This is a genomic window from Brevibacillus porteri, from assembly GCF_003013475.1.
GTDB classification, from domain to species: Bacteria; Bacillota; Bacilli; order Brevibacillales; family Brevibacillaceae; genus Brevibacillus; species Brevibacillus porteri.
Genome location: NZ_PXZO01000060.1, coordinates 1 through 18,584, shown reverse-complemented (window position 1 = coordinate 18,584; position 18,584 = coordinate 1). Strand labels below are relative to the sequence as shown.

Below are 18,584 nucleotides of genomic sequence, written 5' to 3'. Positions count from 1 at the left end.
CATTGTTAAATGTGTAATCTCTTTTGAAATTTGTTGCCCAGTCTGTCTGATTCGTTTGTGTATCTAATACGATCCATTCTTGACCATCGAATGCTTCAAATATAATAATACAGTTCCATAAATTGAGCAAAACATTAAAAGGAATAAATTACAAATTGAAGGTGTAATCAGGAAGTGTCTTAGAGAATTCAAGTAATAGATGACCCGTTCCTGTTTTGAGGAGACGGGTAGTTCTAGTAATAACCGTCCAAGTAATCAGAGGTGTAAATGAAATGTTTACCTTGTGCAATCATGTACCGTTTCAGCTTTTAAAAAGAAAACAAGAGCCCTTCAAAATTGAAGGTGCTCTAAGCAGCATTATATTGGGCATTTCTACATGTAACCTACAAACGGACCCACAAAATGATGAAATGATTTGAAGTCATTTGAAATAACAGTAGCTAAAACTGTTGATTTTATACGATTTCTAGGGAGTATAAAACCGATTGAAAGCCTAGAACATGTTCTGCACACGAGTTCAAGATTGGGAGCGCGAGCAATACATGACTGCTTATTAATAGGCGAAACCCCTTTGCCTGTATGTGCGAGTGGGTTTTTATTTGGTGGGCAATTTTGATTTTTTCAGGGGCTCAAGAACGACAGGGGTTGTATCCAAGAAGTTAGGCCAAAAATACGTCTTGATCGAGATGGGAACATCTTACATTCTGATAGTGTACGAACGAAACAAGCGTGAAACGGTCAAGATGAACATTTTCGAGTTCGGTACCTAACACGATGTGTAGCGAATGAAATCAGCCAATCTTATCGATAATCAGTACGCTCTCAACTTTGAAAAATAGTACGGTTAAAATTCCTATCCCGAGTAACAGTAGTAGTCCAAAAATCAGCGATAAGATAATCATTATCTTCTTCACAACAAACACCCCCGGTGATAAGACGAGGGGGGAGTAAAAAAGTTACAAAATGTTAAGAACGATTGAGTTAATTTTACACGATAGTCCAGGCTTATACAGACTATTCAACACAACATTTCGGGAATAAAGAAAAACTTAATCTTCCCAGAAAGAAAAGATATCAATCCCATCACACCATTTTTTGTAATCGGAAAGCTCAGGGTTTTGAATGAGTTGAAATGACCGAGAAACCCATTGTTGGATGTAATAATTTCGATTGGATGATGCTTGCTCTACAAAAAGTCGGACTTCCTCAAGGTGGGTTCTATCTTTTCCTATTCCGACTGCATCACCTACTAAAAGGTATAGACAAGCTAGAAAGACTTTTCGTTTATCCTTTGCTACTTTCGGATTAATTGATAGCAATAAATCATCGTATCAACCGCTTTCTATTAAAATAACCCTATTGTGGAAGATCCGGATAATTACTTCACCGAATAAATTATACTATGCGTGCCCAACTATAAGGGAAAGCGAAGATGAGCGCACAAACGAAACTGTCATTTCTGGAATCGCAGATTGAGAGAAGTCAAAAAGATTGTTGTCGAAGCTTTACGTTTGAATAGGCTGGGAAACAACAAGATTGACTCCCAGCCCATGGTGAAAAACTAGCCAAAGTAAGTAATGATCTGTTCGATTATCCAAGCAATGAAGTATATAGCTTCTAGTGCAGCAAGTAAAAAGCTCCCCAACAGGGGAGCAAATCCGACATGTCACACAGTTTTCCTTACAAAAAGACGTTCCGCAGTCCTGCCATGACTAAGCCAAACGAGGCAAGGAGTGCGGCGGAAGGCAAGATAATTTCCCTTTCAATCCTACTATTATTACCATTTTGAAGGATGCTTTGACAATCCTTATCTAACAGTATTCCGCCCCTCATGTGAGTTGAGTTGTACGAAACACAAGTCAAGTCCAGGACGCTAAGGACGAATACGACCCAAACGACGGATAGGACGGACCCCTTCTATAGACCAATCACAAATTGGCCTATTATACCAAGTGGCAGCATCACCGCGAGCATAGCGTCCAACATGAAGATTAGGTCCTGTCGAAACGCCTGAAAAGTCTACAGTGCCAAGGAATTGTCCACTTGGGATAAACATCCCTCTCTGTAAAGTGGTAGATGGTCTAACGTGAGCGTACTCAGTATACACTTTCAAATATTCATCACTCCTTTAATAAACTAAGGATACGAAGTTTTTGTATTTTACAGTTTATTACAATTATTTGCGGGTGATGACAGCTACCCTATATGAAGAAAAGGATTTCTTTTTGGACAAGAAGACTCAAGAGATTGAGAGTAGGGTCAAGAGATTACATACTAAATACTCGGGTCCTCGACCTTCAAAATGCCAAATATCTTGCGCCACGCAGTAGGGACCATGTACAGTCCAACTTTGACCAGTCTTTCGTGATGTAAGCAATGTTTCTAGCACTGAACAGAAACACGATCTCCAAATCACAAAATCTTGAAAAAGAAATGCGGGCGGCAGCGATGTGATTTACCCAAAAAACTCCATCAGCAAGTGGAAATTTTTTTTAGGCTTCGTTTCTGTATCTTGAATTTCAATGCAATCACTGCCGCCTTGATGTAATAGTAACCGCTTCAGTAGGAGATTTGAACGATTTGGAGAATATGAACTATCAAACATTCGAATTGGGGGACATTAATGTGGGCTTGTTAGACGGTCTAATGGGTAACGCTTCGGAAGTTAACATTGCAGATGTTCAAAAAGAGTATGCTCAAATCTTAGCGAACAATGAGAGCATAGAAAAGGCGTATAAATTAATACGTGATATGTTCATCTTCACTAACAAGCGGTTAATACTGGTTGATAAGCAAGGCATTACTGGTAGAAAGATAGAGTACCATTCCATTCCTTACAAAAGTATTAGTCATTTTAGCATTGAGACAGCTGGAAATTTTGATTTGGATGCGGAATTAAAAATTTGGGTTTCTGGAAGTGCAGTACCGATCCAAAAACAATTTAACAAGAACTTGAATATTTACCAGATACAGAGCGTGTTGGCCGAGTACATTTTGGATTAGTCTCGCTTGATAAAAAGCCTTCCTTCAAATCGTAGTTATTACTTCCGTCCAATTGCTTATTAGCTTGATTCCATCCTAAAATCATGACATGTTCTTATAAAATGCAAACGAGCGTTCTTGTTTTATAGATGAAAACGGAACAATACGGAAAATACCATTCATGGACATTATGAAGGTTATCTACGAGTAAGGAAATATTACGAACGATTTAGCGATATTTATACATGAAATAGCTACCCAATCAAACCGATAAAAGTAATGTAATATGAAATCTAGTGTAGATTCTCTTGGGGATAAGGCGTACGACTTAATCTGTGCAGATGAGTCTGCGCTATTTTTTTGTGGCAAGAGAAGGTATGCATACCTATATATACTTGTAGTAAATATTGAGCTGATAACCTACTATATTGATGACTACTTTTTTATTCACGTATTACTTCTTGTGTACCCCAATTTGCTTAAAGCAATTGGGGATTTTTTTGTATCGAGGTAACCACATGTTTATTTCTCCGATGCTGCTTGAACAGGTAGGGTGCTCAATAGCACCCCAATTGTAGTTCTTCTCGCCAGTCATTAGGATTTGTTCATCAACATGAACACGTATTATCTTTACTTTAATAGTTTTTAAAGAGCTGGGCAGTTCAAAATGATGGACTTGTTCTACCACTGCCTCTAATTGAACCGGGCATTCCGCAACGCGTGGAGGCCGAATCAGGTCCGAAACTTGGGGGGTGAACTTAGCCATTCCGAATTTATCCGGTTCAAATCGGTATCCTACATTAGCCTTGCGCTCCGGGACAGGATTTCGCCCAGTAAGTAGAGCTAGACGGTCCACCGCATGAGCAAGATCAGACGAAGGAAGATTCAAAACACATTCGCGCTCGCGCAACAAATTGGTAACGGTCTGAGATGAGCTACTCATGCCAAGCATGCATGATTGATTCAGCCACCATGCAGAAGACATAGGGGCAAGGTTAACAGAATTGTCCTCATTTAATGTGCTGATAAGTACAACTGGCGTCCCAAAGTAAAGAATTTTTGGTTCAACTACCCTGTGCATAGTCGCGTTCCCTCCACTATGATTCCATCGTCTCAAATAAGAGACCTATCTCAAATTATAATCATGATTCTTTTCGTTATTTTGCTGTTTCATTTCGATAGAACTTTACACACTATTACTTGTGAGAAGGGGAGGGAGTAATCAATAGCTTGGGTGATCTAGAACATTGAATCAGGAAGGTACATCAAGCACAACGTCTAGTTCCCCTATCTGCAACATGGGGCATGCTCTTTTTTTATATACACAAAAAATATAAAAATCATTGACATACACGCTCAAATATGTGATTATCTTCTCTGTCACTTATAATGATAATCATTATCAGGTAAATTTCACACCAAACATCACGTGACAAGGAGAAATGAGCGTATGAAAAAAGGAACACGAATCGTACTGGCCTGCTTGGTTGCAGTAGTCACTGCCGTGTCGGCCGGGTGCGGAAGCAGCCAAACGGCTTCGGAAGCACCCAAAAAGTCTGAGACACGCGTAGTCAAGCATCTGATGGGGGAAGTGACGATCCCAGCGGAACCAAAGCGGATTGCAGACGTATCGGGAGCAGCAGAGGAGCTTTTAATTTTGGGACACAAGCCGGTTGCTACGGCCAATACATACAAGACGAAAATCATGTCCCACGTAGCTGATAAGCTGACAGATGTAAAACCGGTTGGCTGGATGTGGGATGACTCTATCAATTTGGAAGCTGTGGTAGAAACAAAGCCAGACCTGATTATTATGAATAACCGCCAGCAAAAGATGTACGAGCAACTATCCAAAATTGCGCCGACTGTTGTTCTGGAGACAGACATGGACAAATGGCGTGATAAGTTTAAAGAAATCGGTCGCCTGTTTGGACAAGAAGAGGACGTGAACAAATGGCTGGCTAGCTACGACGAGAAGACGAAGGGGATGCGAGAGCAACTCAAGCAAGCGTACGGCGACCAGACCTTTATGTTCCTGGCCGTAACGCCTAAATTGTTCCGCGTGTACGGAAACTATGGTTATGCAGATATCCTGTTCACTGATCTCGGACTGAAGCCAGCAGCCGGAACACCTGCCGATAAAACAATGGAAATGATCGAACTGGAAGGACTGACGAAGTTTCAGCCAGATCATATGTTCCTCGTCAATTTCGGCGGAAAAGCGGATGATGTTTACGCAGAACTGAAAAAAAGCCCAGTATGGAAAAGCAACAAGGCAGTTCAACAAGGCCATCTTTATGAAGTAACCAATGAAACGTTCAACATCAAAGCCTTTGGCCCAATTGGAAAGGAAATGCTCTTAGACGAGATTGATAGCATGTTGCTGAAAAAGCAATAATCATGCGATCGACACAAAAGATGGGGTTGCCCATTCTCCTAGTCACCTTCCTAAAAGCTAATCGAAACCAATAAAGAAGTCGAAGCTGGAGAGAAACGAGATGTTTTTCCCAGCTTCATTGCTTTTAGAACCACGGAACACATGAAAAAGCTGGAATCATCAGCGGGGAATCAATGGACATACATCTCACGGCTATAGTGGAAGCATTCGAGCAGTTCCAGCCACGTCATCTAAATGAAAAGACAGGAAAAGAAAAAGCACCACGAAGGGTGCAATCTGTAACGATTATCTATGTATCTACCGCAAAAGTAAGTGTATGTCATTTCAGAGTACAACAAATATGAACAGTCTTATTTTAGAAGTGCAAAGGATTCATTTAATTTCAAATCACCATACAGTTGGTCAAACAGCTTGCCGTCTTCAGATTGGGAATCAAATGGATTGGATTGTGGAGTTGTATAGACATACACCATGTCAGTTGATTCTGCAATGGATGTCCCTACAGGCGGGCCTTCTTCGCTAGTGAGGCGAGTCCAATCCGTTTTTGTAAAAACGGAGATCATCAGCAGCGTTTCAGAACCTTTTCCATCCTTCGTCGTATAATCGAATTGCACTACATGCTTGGCTGATGGCAGAATTTTGTTTGCATCTACACCTGCATATTGGTTCACCTTGTAATGTCCCTTCCAAGAAGTTGGCGGCTTAAAGCTGAAATTTGCTTGAGGGTTCGTATAAAGGTCAGTTTTTCCGCTTTCCTGCGCAACAGGCTGTGCAGAGTGTTCTACGTTGCCATAGTTAACAGCGAATGTGATGCCGATCGCTATGACGGATGTCAGTATGGTGCCGACGATGATTTTTTTGAAATTCATGTTGATTTCCTCTCTCTTTGTGCAAGGTGTATTGTTGATTGCAAGGTCATTATAAACAAACAACATATGAAGAGCGTTACAGAAAAGTTACATTTTTCTATCCCATAAAATGTTTTTCTGGCATGTAACAGAAGAGAGATTGTGATGAGAGTGAAGAATGATCGGTTTTTAGGTAAATCGGATGTAATAAGCAAAAGGCCCCTGACAAGGGGCATTAAAGGCTACTAATGGGAATAGTTTTATCATTTCCCATTTTTTATTCGAAAAAAAAGTAGTTGAATATAACATGCCAGAAACCACCGTTGAGGTGTTTTTTGTTGAGGTTGATTAAAGAAGTCCCACCAAAATAAAGGAAGTGTTGCGGCGGTCGGACGAACTGGTAAAAGTTTTTCGTCCAGTAAGTCGTAGCTCAAAAATCGTGAATCAGCTTCAGTTACTTCCTATTCACGGACCATTGGTATTGATTAAAAAATCGCTCTATCTACTGCCCGAACAGCCTTGGGGAGATAAATTTGAGCCTAACTTAATACTCAATAGGGCACCTGACGAATGTGATCACAAATCCCGTGAGATCTCCAGCGACGGCAACGATCGTAACACTCAACATCTAATCGTACTCTTCTTGAGTCTAGATACGGGAGACATAACGTTTCACAATCTTCATGAGGCGGACTTACACGTCTACATTCGTTCATACATTCTTGAAAGCTTGGAAGAAATTCAACCAATTGACCATTCACTTTCTTGAATCGCTTAGACTTAGATTTTTTCTTTTTCAAGTGGTATCCCCTCCTGATGACGATCTAAGATAGCGTACGAACTCCATTATCCTTTTGATTGGCCAAATATCCCCATGTATCGAAAATGTATGTAGATCAGTATTCAGGAACATCACGGTAGTAGGTTGACATTGACATAATGAGTAGGGAAGAAAAGCGATGCAAATTGTAATAAAGCCCGTCTTCACAATCAAGACGGGCTAAAATCTATACATGTTTTACTGAATCGTATAAGTAGCTACGATGACATTTTGATCCTCATAGGAATAGGGGGCTTGAAATTGTACGTAGCGATACCCGTCTGCATCAGCCTTAATGATGATTCCTGTCGTACCGCTCCAAATTTGTTTATTTTGAGCATTATACACTGTGTAATTTGCAAAGCTGCCTCTTGGACTAATACGGAGCTCCTGCCCTTTCTTTAGATAAATCGCTTCTTTTGGACTTAACTGCCCAGGTGTAAGGTAGTAATATTTGGTGAATTGTTTTTCTTGTTTTTGTTGCTCCATGGTGACTCTGCCTGCTTCATCTTGTACTTGAGCATGGGTAGAAGCGGAAGCATTTACAGGTGCGCCAGAGAGGAGTAGAGCGAGCATCGAAATAGAGAGAAGCTGTTTTTTCATACCATGTACACTCCTTCGTATCAATTCTGATCAAATTCTAAATACACGAACTAAAGGTAATTATAAACAGAACGCTGCCCATTCATATCTCTTGACCACAATGACACGGAATATCTTGTAACTGGGGTATCTACCCAGAAGGCATTGAAGAAGCTAATTCCTATGTCGAAAGGCGCGGCGTTTCTCTTGTGCCAGTTGGTGCGAGTTTTTTTCATTTCGTGGATGTAGTGAAAACAATAAGAGGAAGGTTTGGCGGCACCTACGAAACACCCTCATTAGTAAAGTACGTTATTAGTATGTTGTCGAAATTGGGTTGGTCGGGGACCTTCTCTATGTAGTTCCAAAGTAATCTTTCCGTTGTATGGATATTAAAAATTTCAAACGTTTAGACGCCCAAACAATTACTTGTCCAATATAGTTCTCAGATTCATGTCGAATCACGGTTGAAGGATCGAATACGAATGAAAAATTCAGTAGCAATATTCATTGAATTAAGAGTATCTAGCACATGGAAGGTTTACCTAATGATAACCAAATAAACAATTAACCGATCGGATTTATCAAAATAGTTAGATAGATATGTAACTTGTAACTTGTAAGAATTTTTTGATAACACTCGCTTATTTGAAAGTAATGTTTGCATATAACACAAAATTTAATACTCCTATTAGGAGCTGAATGCAAAATGAGACAGTAGCGATATATAAAGCTGTTCGACCGACACTTTCATTGGATTACCACCACTTAGTTTTTTATTATTTTACAACATTTGGATTTCGTTAACAAACCATTCGATTTGTAAAGAAGGTGAGTAAATGAAAGGGATTACACTGCAATGCGCAAACTGCGGCAAGTGGTTGGTCAAGGATGGTTTATCGGGGAACCTAGTGCGGTTAAAGTGGATGTAACGTAACACTGCTTGTGAGAAAGCAGGGGATCGTTTTATGAAAAACGAACTGAGTGTAAAGGTTTTATGGAGGGGTAATAAATGAACTTTCATTTGATGACAATTACAGATGCACAGCAAGTCGCAACTTGGAAATATCCGCAGGAATATTCTTTTTATGATTTTGAAGATAGTCCAGAAACATTTCAGGAGCTATTAGATGGTACCTATTATGCAGTTCGAGATAATCATGGTCAGCTTACGGGCTTCTTCTGTTTTGGGCACAATGCTCAAGTCCCAGAAGGTCGAAAGCAAAATCTTTACAAGGGCGAGAACGTGTTAGATATTGGGCTGGGAATGAAACCAGATTTGACAGGGAAGGGGATAGGCTTTTCGTTTTTAAAGGCTGGAATCGAATTTGCCAAACAGCAATTTGAACCAAAAAATCTGCGGTTAAGTGTTGCTAGCTTTAATAGTAGAGCAATCAAAGTTTATACAAGAACGAGATTTAAAGAAACGGCTTCATTCGTTAACAATGGGACCCCCTTTATCGTGATGACGATGGAAGTGGAGAATCCTGGATAGGCAGCGTACAGAGCATGCCATGTAACATAAGAGAAATTGTGATGAGGCTGTAGAATTTTGGGTTTTAAGGTACGAACGTGAAAGGCGTTAAGCCGCTCGGGGAAAGAACCGGGCGGCTCTTTTGGTGAAATCGTAGGTGATAGAACAGAGTGTCCAAATCTAACCTCTCCACATACTACACTCCTTCTACTAAAGCGTAACGTGAGAGGAGTGGACAAAAGATGGGCTCAAAGCTCAATGATGGCAAAGAGGGAGAAAGAGGGCAGCTTAGCCGCCCAAAACATTGGACAGAAATTAGCAGTCATCACAGCTGCAAGCAACAATTGTTAATAAAACGAAAAGAACCAAAACTAAAGCAAAATTGTCGTCAAAGAATCCCATCGATATCACCCCTTCAAGTGTATGAGGAAGAACCTCAAACTCAAGCTATGCAAATTGAGTAGCTATGTAAGGGCGATATCACAGTAAGTGGAAAATTTGGGCATGTAACAAACAGTTACCTGTCATGTCCAACAGCTCAAAAATGTTAAATCAGCAGGGGGGATATACGACGAAAAAAGGCTATCCCATAGCCATATTCATGGCATTTGGGACAGTCTTCTTTGAACTTAGCTAACACTACCAAGGGCATAAGCATCTGCCATGATAAATAATGCATGAGTCTCCGCAAGGCTCGATTGAAGATTTTGAACCTAACTTTTTCAGGAGCTTCTTCAGTATGATCATTCACCTCCTTGGTAGATCTGATTTCCATGTATTACCATCTTATCGTGGGTAAGTGATTATAAGAACATGAATTTTATTTATAAATTGTGTACGGTGTCAGAGTTTCAAGCAGGTTCGAAGGACTTGGAAATAATCTGATGTGATTTCCACACAACCTCAGCCAAACATGGATGTAGTAGTGGAGTATGTGCTCTATGTAAAATTCGGAGATTTACGCTGCATCAAAATCGAAAAGAACATGATCGCTCCAGAACCTAGTAAGCCAATAACACTCATCAGCGTATCATAGGGGTGATACTGATGGGTAAAAACTTGAGCAGTAGAAAGACCCCACAAAAGTGTAGGAATAGACAAAAAGATATGTATTTTTCCGTTAGGCGTGAACCTGACATAGATAAGAGCTACAACGGTAGAAACGAGATAACTGAAAGAGAAAAGGATCGTGTCCCAGGTCGAGATGGTAATTGGAGTATCGTTTGAAAGAAGCGATTTACAGGCCCAAAGAATAAAGAACCAAAAAGCAAAGACCAAACCAATCATCATTTTCAAAAGACTTTTCATGCTTTCTTCTCCCTGCTAAATGCGTTTGTTTATAAAGACGAGGAACACAGAGAAAACGATTCAATAGAAAATGCAAATGAAGCAAGTTCTTTTACACGAATGAAAAAAGAAAAACATCATACCGATAGTTAAACAGTCGGTGCATGATGTTTGATTAAAATAAACGATGTAGAATTCACATGGTTTCTTTTACCTTACTCTTTCATTTGGTGTTAGACGCTATAGGTCGGCCATCCGCAATACCCGTCAGCTTCACATGGTACACGTTGTTCTTTTGCGCTGCTTACTCCAGGAAATGATAGCGAAAGAAATAAAGCAGCAGCAATACCAAACAGAGCAAATTTTTTCATAAATTTTCCCCCTCTTATAGAGTCTTCCGCAATAAAAGACGAACGAAATTAGGATGATAGGTAGACGGAAAAAGACCATCCCTATGCCATGCACATAGCTGTAGGGACGGCCTTTTTAAGTACTATCTAACATTACGCGGGACACATGCAATGTTTTCCTGCTGGTATGCACTCACGAGGGCATGGGCGGATTGAGTTAGCACCTATTTTTTGAAGTAATTTCTTCAACATTGTTATTCACCTCCTGAATTGGAAAAATATAACTTACAATCTAATAATAACACACTCGCACTCTAGTTAACATATTAAACGCAAAAAATTCAGAAAATAAAAATCTGTACTACGAATTTTGATAACAGGGAGCGGAATTTGTTGAATGCTGACTGATAACATAGACCCCGTGTCTGCGACCAAATACAATATTCCTTCCAAAAATCGCGATAGAAATTGAAGTAAGAAAGTAGCTAAAAGAAACAAGCTGATGTCGATGGAGTTTCGACGTCAGCTTGTTGTTTTGACAACTTATTCTACTTGTTTAGCCAATATACCTGATCAGGTTTCTTGTCCCTGTTGATTGAACCATGATCCAGCCAGGTGGAATAGGAGAGGCCAGCATCACCCAAATTTGTTCACCAAATGCAGCGTTTTTGATTTTAGTGGTTTCGTGCTTAGCACCTATTGATTTTGAAGAAGGTTCTTTCCCTTTCCAGTCTTTCTGGGGAGTGTTTGCTGCGAAGGTGATCGGCTTCTCCTGTAAAGGGAGAGTAGCTCCTAGGGCGGTTGTGGCTAAACTTGGTATCGTGACAACAGAGCTTACTGCCAGCATGATAGATCGATAAAAATTCAAGTATATACGACTTTATCTAATGTTTGTTAATTTTGCTTTAGGAGATTTTGTCGAGAATCCGTAATACACGTCATTTGAAACCCAACACAAACTGACGTATAATCAGGTATTATTGATGAATCACTAAAAGGGAGGCGATCTTGCAATGACGTCAGTCAATCGTAAAACGGAAATCATTTCTGCAGCCATTGAAGTTTTTGCTGAAATCGGATATTTCCGGGCAACGACAGCGCAAGTTGCAGAGCGTGCAAAGATTTCTCAACCGTATATTTTCAAGTTTTTTTCATCGAAGGAAGCTTTGTTACAAGCAGCCTTGGAGGCGTCGTGGGAGCGGATCATTAACTCTTTCCGTCTCGTTGTGGAGTCCGCATCCAAACAGCAATTGGAAACAGATTTAATCAAGGCATATGAAAAGATCTTGGCTTCCCATCAAAATGAAATACTTCTTCAAATGCAGTCCCAGACGATTCAAGAGCCTTCGATTCGAGAGGCAATGCGCGAAGGATTTCGGGAGGTTCGACAGATCGTCCTAACAGCTTTTCGTGAAGCGGGCATCGCGAGTCCGGAAGAGAGAACGCTTATTTTCCTGGCAAGAGGAATGCTGTGTAATATTTCAGCAGCTTTAGACATGCCAGAATTGATGGAGGTGTAGAGGGGAAAAATTGCGACAATTAGTTATTGACTAATCACTAACTAAAACGTTATAGTTCAAATTGGTTAGTGATTGATCAATCACAAATAAAACGAGTGGAGATGATCCGAATGAAAAAAGCAATTGTAGTCGGGGCAACAGGCGGAACGGGAGCAGCAATTTTGGCGGAGCTCATCGAGCGAGGGATTGAAACGATTGCTTTTGGGCGTTCTCGACAAAAGCTAGCACAAATGGCGTCAGAGTTGGGTAATCCAGCACATTTGTCACTGGCCGTCGGGGATGCATTCCGGTCCCAAGACATCGTAGCAGCATCGGAGGGAGCGGATGTACTATTCCATTGTGCAAACGTTCCTTATCACGAGATGGTAAATAAGCTGATCCCACTTGGCGAAGCGATCATGGAAGCCGCCAACATGAGAGGTTTGAAGGTTGTTGCGGTAGATGGCATTTATCCATACGGGAAAAAGCAGATGGAACCAGTGACGGAGGAGCATCCAAAGCAACCGCATACGAAGAAAGGGAAAATCAGGTTGGCATTTGAACAGATGCTGTTTAGCAGCCGCTGGAATCATGTGCGAACGATGATTGTCAGATTACCGGATTATTACGGACCTACTGCTAATCAAGCATCGTATTTGGGTTCCACGCTTGAGGCAATTGCGGCTGGAAAACCGGGACTTTTCATTGGAAATATGCATGTTCCGCGCGAGTTTGTTTATTTACCGGATGCGGCAAAGATGATTGTAGAGTTGGCCAGCCGAGAGTTTGCTTATGGGCAAAACTGGCACATTCCAGGTGGAGGTATCATTTCCGGTCGAGACATCGTCCGAATCGCTCAAAAAGCAAGCGGCACCGTGAAACCTGTCATTCCTCTTGGGAAAATTGGGTTGTCGTTGTTGGGTATGTTTGTCCCAGTGATGAAGGAGGTTGTTGAGATGCTGTACTTAACAGAAAAACCGTTGATCCTTAGCGGAGAAAAATATAAACGGCTTATTGGACCAATCCCAGCGACGAAGTTCGAGGAGGGTATAACGGCAACGATCCAGCATTTGCAGAATCGTACTTCCATGAAATAAATGATAGCTGTTAGTTATTGATTAATCACTAATAAATAACCTGCCGCAATTCCTGTAAATATTCCTTTACAGGAATATTCTCCTTGGTGTATATTTTGCCTAACAAGATGATCACAATAATGCTGTAGGGGATGAGATGAACGTAGAATCCATCATGTAACGAGGTGAGTGACATGTCAGGGATGAATCCAGGCATGGACATGGCGACGCTAAGTGCTTTAGCTGAACCGAATCGTATAAAAATCGTCGAACTTTTGCGCGACGGTCCTCTAACTGTAGGGGAAATCGCCGAACAACTGGGGCTTCGCCAGCCCCAAGCCTCGAAGCATTTGAAGGTGCTTAGTGACAACGGGATCGTGGATATGAAGGCCGAAGCCAACCGCCGCATTTACAAACTCAGGCCAGAGCCCTTCCAAGCGCTGGATTCTTGGGTGAAGTCATTCCAGCGTGTTATGGAAGAAAGATTCGATAATCTGGAAGACTATTTGCGGGAACTGCAAAACAAGGAAAATACTTGAGATCCATTCAAATGAATGAGGAGGAATTGCTATGTCAAGAAACGCAATGGTTTCACGGGTAGAGAATGAGCGGGTGCTGGTACTGGAGCGTGTATTCGACGCGCCCAGAGATCTCGTGTTCAAGATGTTTAAGGAGCCTGAGCATCTCAAGCGTTGGTGGGGACCGAAAGGCTGGGAACTCCCGGTTTGTAATGTCGATTTCCGACCAGGCGGTGTTTGGCATTACTGCATGAAATGCGTCGATAAGAATCAAGGTGATTTTTACGGCATGGAATCTTGGGGCAAAGGCGTTTATAAGGAAATTGTTGAGTCCGAGAAAATCATCTATACCGATTACTTTTCAGATGCAGAAGGCAACACAAATGATACCATGCCTTCGACAGAGGTTATGATGGAATTCATCGATATGGGTGGCAAGACGAAGCTGGTCAGCCGTTCCGAATATGTATCTGCGGAAGCCCTCAAAACTGTCATGGACATGGGCATGCTAGAGGGCATCACCCAAACGTGGGATCGTTTGGAAGAGAGTCTAAACGAGATCAAGTAAGGGACATATAGGAAAGGCCGCCTGGCATGGAGACCCGGCGGCTGTTTCATTTTCGTTGCAGATTTATTTCACCATCAGCGAGATAAAATCGTTTAACTTATCCAGCGAAATAATATTTTGATTGCACGTCGCACTGTCTTGGCAAATGTAGTTTCCTTTTTTCAAATACGTTCCATCCCCAGAGCCTTTGGCTTCAAGGACGAACATGCCGATTTCCTCAAAGCGATTACAGAGTGCACAAACGCCTTTTTTGTTTACGTTTGTGAACTGTCCGTGAATGCCAATCAGTTTTCCTTCGTGGTAAGCGACAATATATTTCTTTTCCGTGGCAGTGTCTAGCCAGCTTACATAAGAGATTTCTGAAAAATCGATCGCAGCTAAATTCGAGACTTTTAGCTTCTTTACTTTTGGAAAGAGCTTCTTAATGGAAGACTCTGTGGGAGCAGGGAATGGAATCACATACGGTGAAAGCTGATGCAAAAACTGCTTTCCTTCTGCCTTTTCTTTAATCGAGTCAATCGGATGCAAAACTTCTTTTTGTTCTTCCGTCATGTTCGGGAACAACTGAAAGATTTCTTCATGGGCGATTTCTTTGCGAGCACGAATCACGTTGACATCTGTACTGGTTGCATAGGCGTTCATGATTGCTTGAACGCGTGATTTAATGAAGTGATACTGATGCGTATGGATAAAAGGTTCCATATTGAGGTTCCTCCTGTTTCTGTCTTGTAAGTGGGTTCTTCTTTACTTTAGTGTGTTTGCAAGAGAGGAGAAAGGGAGAAGACATTTCGTAAAAAAACTCGCCATAAAAAAACACTGACAACCTGAATGGAAAGGTCGTCAGTGCTTTATAAACGTCTATCTGGTATACACGATTTTTTTAATCGTCTCTGTAGACAAAAAGTATTCTTCCGCTAACTGCGAAATAGCCGTCCCGGCCTGAAAGCTGCTTTTAATAGCCGTATTCCGCTCATCCAGGAGTTTTCTCCCGCCAGTGCGCGTCCCCCATTTTTGATGGGTTACTTTTGTCTTCGGAATATAAATGGTTTCTCCTTGCACGTACTTTTGAATTTCTGCGAGTAACGATTCAGGAAGGATTAAATTTGCTTTCACACATTTCATTTCTGCTCGCTCCTTATTTATAGATAGGCAAATAAGGGGCAAAGCCAAGAAATAGGAAATGAGATACGCAAATGAAGGCGATGATTCGATTAAACGAGAGACCACCTCATGCAAAGTATCGCCTCACTATTTCTAGGCTTTGCATGAGCCGCTGCGGTATGTGGCAAATTGAGAGCATTCGCCATTGGTACACCCCCCTCGAGGTCCGGTTTTCCCTTTGTGTAAGCAAAGGGAGTATTTGTAATTATATAAGAAAATGACTTTTTTGTATAATGATACTTCGCAACGAGGAGAAAGAAAAGGATCGATCATTTACAAATTATTGAAAGTCAAATATAGTAAAAGTACCTAACGTGAAAAGAGGTTTTGATTGAATATGATGAAACTGATAATCGCTAAGTAAAATTCTAACGAATTTTATAGGGGAAAAGGTCAAATGAAGGGCGCGCCCTTGGTTTATTTTTTGTACCTTTCTTCAAAAGCGATTAGAAGGCATTATATCTCATTCAAACAAATTTCACGTTTGTGCATGATATCTATTCTATTTGGGATAGGTATGTTTATCACAACGATAAATTTGACCATGAGAAGAGAATTCTTCTTGTGGTCTTTTTTATTGGAAAGAAGGGATTGCTGAAAAGGAATGAATGATTACAAACAGCACAAACAACACAATGGGAGGTTTTTACATGGGTGAATATCGATTGATTAGTGACTACAAGCATATCGAAACATACAAGGAAAGCTTTAATGACCTCGCTATGCTGGTCTTTCAGCTCAATTTTAAAGAATGGTATAACAAGGGCTTTTGGAATGATAACTATGTCTGCTATTCCTATCTGGATGGGGATCAGGTTATTGCCAACGCTTCCGTAAGTAAGATGATCGTGACATCCAATGATAAAGACTATAAGGTACTTCAGATTGGAACAGTCATGACGCATCCTGCCTATCGCAACCAAGGATTGGCAGCGAAATTAATGAACCATATTCTTGAAACATATGAGAAGGAATATGATTCTATTTTTTTGTATGCCAATGATACCGTGCTCGATTTTTATCCGAAATTTGGATTTGAGAGAGTACAGGAAAGTAGTTTTTGCTTATTGGTATCTGATTTGAAAAAACAAGTAGAACAAAAATCGGTCTTGCGCAAACTAGATGTTGATAGCGAGGCTGATTATCTCGTCATGAAGGAATTTGCCGCCAAGCGAATCCCCGTATCATCGCGATTGGGCGTCAAGGATAGTGAGCATCTGTTGATGTTTTATTTTCTCCTCGCTTTTCGGGATGCGATCTATTATGTCGAAGAGGAGGATGTGATCGTATTATTTGAACGAGAAGATGACCAACTGCATGTATTTGATTTGGTAAGTAAAAAACCAGTTGATATAGAAGCAGTCGTTTCTCATTTGATGTCGGCTGAGACAACGATCATTCATTTTCACTTTATGCCGGATAGTGAGAATGAGAAGATCCAATCTGCTTTGATGACAACGACGGACGATGTCTTATTTGTTCGTCCCTCGTTCAAAATGGAGACAGAACATTTTCGTTTTCCGCTAACTTCACACGCATAAAAGGTCTACGCACGATATTCAGATTCAAGAGAAAAGCCTGGAGCGACTAGGGTGCAGTAGGGGTAGAAGACTATACCGACGCGCATGAGTTCAAACAAAAAACAGTTATTACAAGAGAGGTGTTGTGATAACTGTTTTTTTGTTGGACAATGTTCTTGAAAGATTAGGTAGAATACCTCTAAGACTCAAAGGAGGCTATTTACATGAATGTCAGAAAGGTAAAATGGTTTTTTTAATCACAACCACGCTAGCTTGTCTGTTCTTCGTTCCTGCTGCGAAATCGTATGCTGACTCTAAAATTATTCTTGGATATTATACTGGTGATTCTACAATAGAATTTCGCCAATTCCATACATACATGAATCAAATTTCTACTGATACACTGAATACAGATAGTAACGGTAATATTGTAGGAAATGTACCAAAGCAAGCTGTCTCCTATGCAAATTCGGTAAACGTGTTACCATACGCTCTGGTATCCAATTATGGAGCAAAAGGGTGGGATAGTAACATTGCACATCAAGTGCTCAGTAATTCCAAAGCGAAAAACACCCTCATAAAAAATATGCTGTCTCTTGTGAAAAAAAATAAGTACAAAGGCATTAACATTGACTTCGAAGCTGTTTTGCCAAAGGACCGTACGGCATTGACTGCGTTCGTTAAAGAGGTTTCGAAAACGATGAAAGCCAACAACCTTCTAACGATGGTCTCCGTTCCAGCAAAATCCACAGACGATCCTTCAGATGACTGGACTGGAGCATACGATTATGAGGCACTAGAAAATGCTGCTGATTATATACAGGTGATGACTTATGATGAGCATGGGGTATGGAGTGATCCAGGTTCTGTAGCAAGTGCTGCTCCGTGGATAGAATCTTCTCTCCAATTCTCAATTGATTATATTCCTTCCGAAAAGGTAATCATGGGTATTCCAGAATACGGAAATGATTGGAACTTATCTGATCCTACAAATAAAAGTAATTCCCTAGTAGAGTGGAAAAATATTTCGGAACTAATTGCCACGACTGGAGCAACACCAGTTAGGGATGAGGTTTCTGGTTCAATGTATTTCTATTACACGGATTTTGATGGATGTAAGCATGTCGTATGGTATGAAGACGAAACAAGTATAAAAAATAAGACGCATTATACGCAAACATATGAGTTAGCTGGTGTATTGACATATGCGATCGGTATGGAAGATCAAAAATTCTGGGAAGCGATCTCTTCTGGTCTAAAATAAATCCATTTACTTACGTCGAATAAAACAAGGAGAAAAATGATGAACCAATTTCTTGCCTCTTGTTCACTGACTCCATGTATTTTTTGATAGGCGTGACAAAGAGTATTTTCTACATCCGTAGCCATTCGACTTCCATCCCCACATATATAAAGGTGGGCTCCGTCATCTAGGTGAAGCTTAAAACAAGATAAACTAATTTATAAAAATCCCGTATTTTTTATTGAAATGCACCCCTTAGAA

The 18,584-nt window shown here is 40.8% G+C and carries 19 protein-coding genes and 1 pseudogene; 11 read left to right on the top strand and 9 right to left on the bottom strand.

Annotation, left to right across the window (positions count from 1 at the left end):
- Window positions 1-581: 581 nt before the first annotated feature.
- A complete protein-coding gene (locus C7R92_RS33460; protein ID WP_412679002.1) occupies window positions 582-770 on the top strand; it encodes a DNA methyltransferase in 189 nt (62 codons plus the stop codon).
- Between the two features lie 1,855 nt (window positions 771-2,625).
- Entirely contained in the window at window positions 2,626-3,003 is a 378-nt protein-coding gene (locus tag C7R92_RS26910; protein ID WP_069845458.1) for a PH domain-containing protein, read from the top strand.
- A gap of 433 nt (window positions 3,004-3,436) precedes the next feature.
- On the opposite strand, the gene C7R92_RS26905 is transcribed toward C7R92_RS26910, so the two are convergent.
- Window positions 3,437-4,063, bottom strand: coding sequence for a flavin reductase family protein (locus C7R92_RS26905; RefSeq protein WP_244195836.1), 627 nt, complete (start codon window positions 4,061-4,063; stop codon window positions 3,437-3,439).
- Between the two features lie 369 nt (window positions 4,064-4,432).
- On the opposite strand from C7R92_RS26905, the gene C7R92_RS26900 reads away from it, so the two are divergent.
- Window positions 4,433-5,380, top strand: coding sequence for an ABC transporter substrate-binding protein (locus C7R92_RS26900; RefSeq protein WP_106836252.1), 948 nt, complete (start codon window positions 4,433-4,435; stop codon window positions 5,378-5,380).
- A 350-nt stretch (window positions 5,381-5,730) separates the two neighbouring features.
- On the opposite strand, the gene C7R92_RS26895 is transcribed toward C7R92_RS26900, so the two are convergent.
- Both C7R92_RS26895 and C7R92_RS26885 read right to left on the bottom strand, forming a co-directional pair.
- Window positions 5,731-6,249, bottom strand: coding sequence for a hypothetical protein (locus C7R92_RS26895; protein WP_106836251.1), 519 nt, complete (start codon window positions 6,247-6,249; stop codon window positions 5,731-5,733).
- A gap of 997 nt (window positions 6,250-7,246) precedes the next feature.
- Window positions 7,247-7,651 (bottom strand): hypothetical protein, encoded by a 405-nt coding sequence (locus C7R92_RS26885; protein ID WP_106836249.1) that lies wholly within the window; start codon window positions 7,649-7,651, stop codon window positions 7,247-7,249.
- A 988-nt stretch (window positions 7,652-8,639) separates the two neighbouring features.
- Here C7R92_RS26885 and C7R92_RS26880 point away from each other — a divergent pair.
- Window positions 8,640-9,122, top strand: a complete 483-nt coding sequence (locus C7R92_RS26880; protein ID WP_069844715.1) for a GNAT family N-acetyltransferase — start codon at window positions 8,640-8,642, stop codon at window positions 9,120-9,122.
- Between the two features lie 221 nt (window positions 9,123-9,343).
- Window positions 9,344-9,565 carry a hypothetical protein gene (locus tag C7R92_RS33455; protein WP_069844716.1) on the top strand — a complete coding sequence of 74 codons (222 nt, stop codon included), beginning with the start codon at window positions 9,344-9,346 and terminating at the stop codon, window positions 9,563-9,565.
- Between the two features lie 475 nt (window positions 9,566-10,040).
- Here C7R92_RS33455 and C7R92_RS26865 read toward each other — a convergent pair whose 3' ends face one another.
- The 3 genes from C7R92_RS26865 to C7R92_RS31915 form a co-directional block, all read right to left on the bottom strand.
- Window positions 10,041-10,409, bottom strand: coding sequence for a hypothetical protein (locus C7R92_RS26865; protein ID WP_106836247.1), 369 nt, complete (start codon window positions 10,407-10,409; stop codon window positions 10,041-10,043).
- Window positions 10,410-10,621: 212 nt separating this feature from the next.
- Window positions 10,622-10,759: a hypothetical protein gene (locus tag C7R92_RS32090; RefSeq protein ID WP_158265767.1), complete on the bottom strand. Its 138-nt coding sequence runs from the start codon at window positions 10,757-10,759 to the stop codon at window positions 10,622-10,624.
- 535 nt (window positions 10,760-11,294) lie between these two features.
- A complete protein-coding gene (locus tag C7R92_RS31915) occupies window positions 11,295-11,606 on the bottom strand; it encodes a hypothetical protein (protein WP_146147632.1) in 312 nt (103 codons plus the stop codon).
- A gap of 145 nt (window positions 11,607-11,751) precedes the next feature.
- Between C7R92_RS31915 and C7R92_RS26860 the strand changes: the two genes are divergently transcribed.
- The 4 genes from C7R92_RS26860 to C7R92_RS26845 all read left to right on the top strand — a co-directional run bounded on the left by C7R92_RS26860 (window position 11,752) and on the right by C7R92_RS26845 (window position 14,399).
- Window positions 11,752-12,258 carry a TetR/AcrR family transcriptional regulator gene (locus C7R92_RS26860; protein ID WP_106836246.1) on the top strand — a complete coding sequence of 169 codons (507 nt, stop codon included), beginning with the start codon at window positions 11,752-11,754 and terminating at the stop codon, window positions 12,256-12,258.
- 110 nt (window positions 12,259-12,368) lie between these two features.
- The gene (locus C7R92_RS26855; protein WP_208636239.1) at window positions 12,369-13,334 is read left to right on the top strand and encodes an SDR family NAD(P)-dependent oxidoreductase; all 966 of its coding nucleotides are present in this window, start codon (window positions 12,369-12,371) and stop codon (window positions 13,332-13,334) included.
- A gap of 173 nt (window positions 13,335-13,507) precedes the next feature.
- Window positions 13,508-13,852, top strand: a complete 345-nt coding sequence (locus C7R92_RS26850; protein ID WP_017249176.1) for an ArsR/SmtB family transcription factor — start codon at window positions 13,508-13,510, stop codon at window positions 13,850-13,852.
- Window positions 13,853-13,883: 31 nt separating this feature from the next.
- Complete coding sequence (locus tag C7R92_RS26845) at window positions 13,884-14,399, top strand: SRPBCC domain-containing protein (RefSeq protein WP_106836244.1); 516 nt, start codon at window positions 13,884-13,886, stop codon at window positions 14,397-14,399.
- A gap of 63 nt (window positions 14,400-14,462) precedes the next feature.
- Here the strand turns inward: C7R92_RS26845 and C7R92_RS26840 are convergent, their stop codons facing one another.
- Together C7R92_RS26840 and C7R92_RS26835 are read right to left on the bottom strand one after the other, a co-directional pair.
- Window positions 14,463-15,101: a FusB/FusC family EF-G-binding protein gene (locus C7R92_RS26840; protein ID WP_106836243.1), complete on the bottom strand. Its 639-nt coding sequence runs from the start codon at window positions 15,099-15,101 to the stop codon at window positions 14,463-14,465.
- A gap of 156 nt (window positions 15,102-15,257) precedes the next feature.
- The gene (locus C7R92_RS26835) at window positions 15,258-15,521 is read right to left on the bottom strand and encodes a CD3324 family protein (RefSeq protein WP_017249173.1); all 264 of its coding nucleotides are present in this window, start codon (window positions 15,519-15,521) and stop codon (window positions 15,258-15,260) included.
- Window positions 15,522-16,210: 689 nt separating this feature from the next.
- Between C7R92_RS26835 and C7R92_RS26830 the strand changes: the two genes are divergently transcribed.
- Window positions 16,211-17,101, top strand: coding sequence for a GNAT family N-acetyltransferase (locus C7R92_RS26830; protein WP_106836242.1), 891 nt, complete (start codon window positions 16,211-16,213; stop codon window positions 17,099-17,101).
- A gap of 124 nt (window positions 17,102-17,225) precedes the next feature.
- A complete protein-coding gene (locus C7R92_RS26825; protein WP_244195835.1) occupies window positions 17,226-18,344 on the top strand; it encodes a glycosyl hydrolase family 18 protein in 1,119 nt (372 codons plus the stop codon).
- Here C7R92_RS26825 and C7R92_RS33450 read toward each other — a convergent pair.
- Window positions 18,305-18,514 (bottom strand): annotated as a pseudogene (locus tag C7R92_RS33450) (hypothetical protein); the annotation flags it as partial. The gene C7R92_RS26825 and the pseudogene C7R92_RS33450 overlap by 40 nt on opposite strands.
- Window positions 18,515-18,584: the final 70 nt, after the last annotated feature.

Bases quoted from the DNA above. Each gene is read 5' to 3' on its own strand.
- C7R92_RS26905 (WP_244195836.1), bottom strand. From the start codon at position 4,063: ATGCACAGGGTAGTTGAACCAAAAATTCTTTACTTTGGGACGCCAGTT.
- C7R92_RS26900 (WP_106836252.1), top strand. From the start codon at position 4,433: ATGAAAAAAGGAACACGAATCGTACTGGCCTGCTTGGTTGCAGTAGTC.
- C7R92_RS26895 (WP_106836251.1), bottom strand. From the start codon at position 6,249: ATGAATTTCAAAAAAATCATCGTCGGCACCATACTGACATCCGTCATA.
- C7R92_RS26885 (WP_106836249.1), bottom strand. From the start codon at position 7,651: ATGAAAAAACAGCTTCTCTCTATTTCGATGCTCGCTCTACTCCTCTCT.
- C7R92_RS26880 (WP_069844715.1), top strand. From the start codon at position 8,640: ATGAACTTTCATTTGATGACAATTACAGATGCACAGCAAGTCGCAACT.
- C7R92_RS33455 (WP_069844716.1), top strand. From the start codon at position 9,344: ATGGGCTCAAAGCTCAATGATGGCAAAGAGGGAGAAAGAGGGCAGCTT.
- C7R92_RS26865 (WP_106836247.1), bottom strand. From the start codon at position 10,409: ATGAAAAGTCTTTTGAAAATGATGATTGGTTTGGTCTTTGCTTTTTGG.
- C7R92_RS32090 (WP_158265767.1), bottom strand. From the start codon at position 10,759: ATGAAAAAATTTGCTCTGTTTGGTATTGCTGCTGCTTTATTTCTTTCG.
- C7R92_RS26860 (WP_106836246.1), top strand. From the start codon at position 11,752: ATGACGTCAGTCAATCGTAAAACGGAAATCATTTCTGCAGCCATTGAA.
- C7R92_RS26855 (WP_208636239.1), top strand. From the start codon at position 12,369: ATGAAAAAAGCAATTGTAGTCGGGGCAACAGGCGGAACGGGAGCAGCA.
- C7R92_RS26850 (WP_017249176.1), top strand. From the start codon at position 13,508: ATGTCAGGGATGAATCCAGGCATGGACATGGCGACGCTAAGTGCTTTA.
- C7R92_RS26845 (WP_106836244.1), top strand. From the start codon at position 13,884: ATGTCAAGAAACGCAATGGTTTCACGGGTAGAGAATGAGCGGGTGCTG.
- C7R92_RS26840 (WP_106836243.1), bottom strand. From the start codon at position 15,101: ATGGAACCTTTTATCCATACGCATCAGTATCACTTCATTAAATCACGC.
- C7R92_RS26835 (WP_017249173.1), bottom strand. From the start codon at position 15,521: ATGAAATGTGTGAAAGCAAATTTAATCCTTCCTGAATCGTTACTCGCA.
- C7R92_RS26830 (WP_106836242.1), top strand. From the start codon at position 16,211: ATGGGTGAATATCGATTGATTAGTGACTACAAGCATATCGAAACATAC.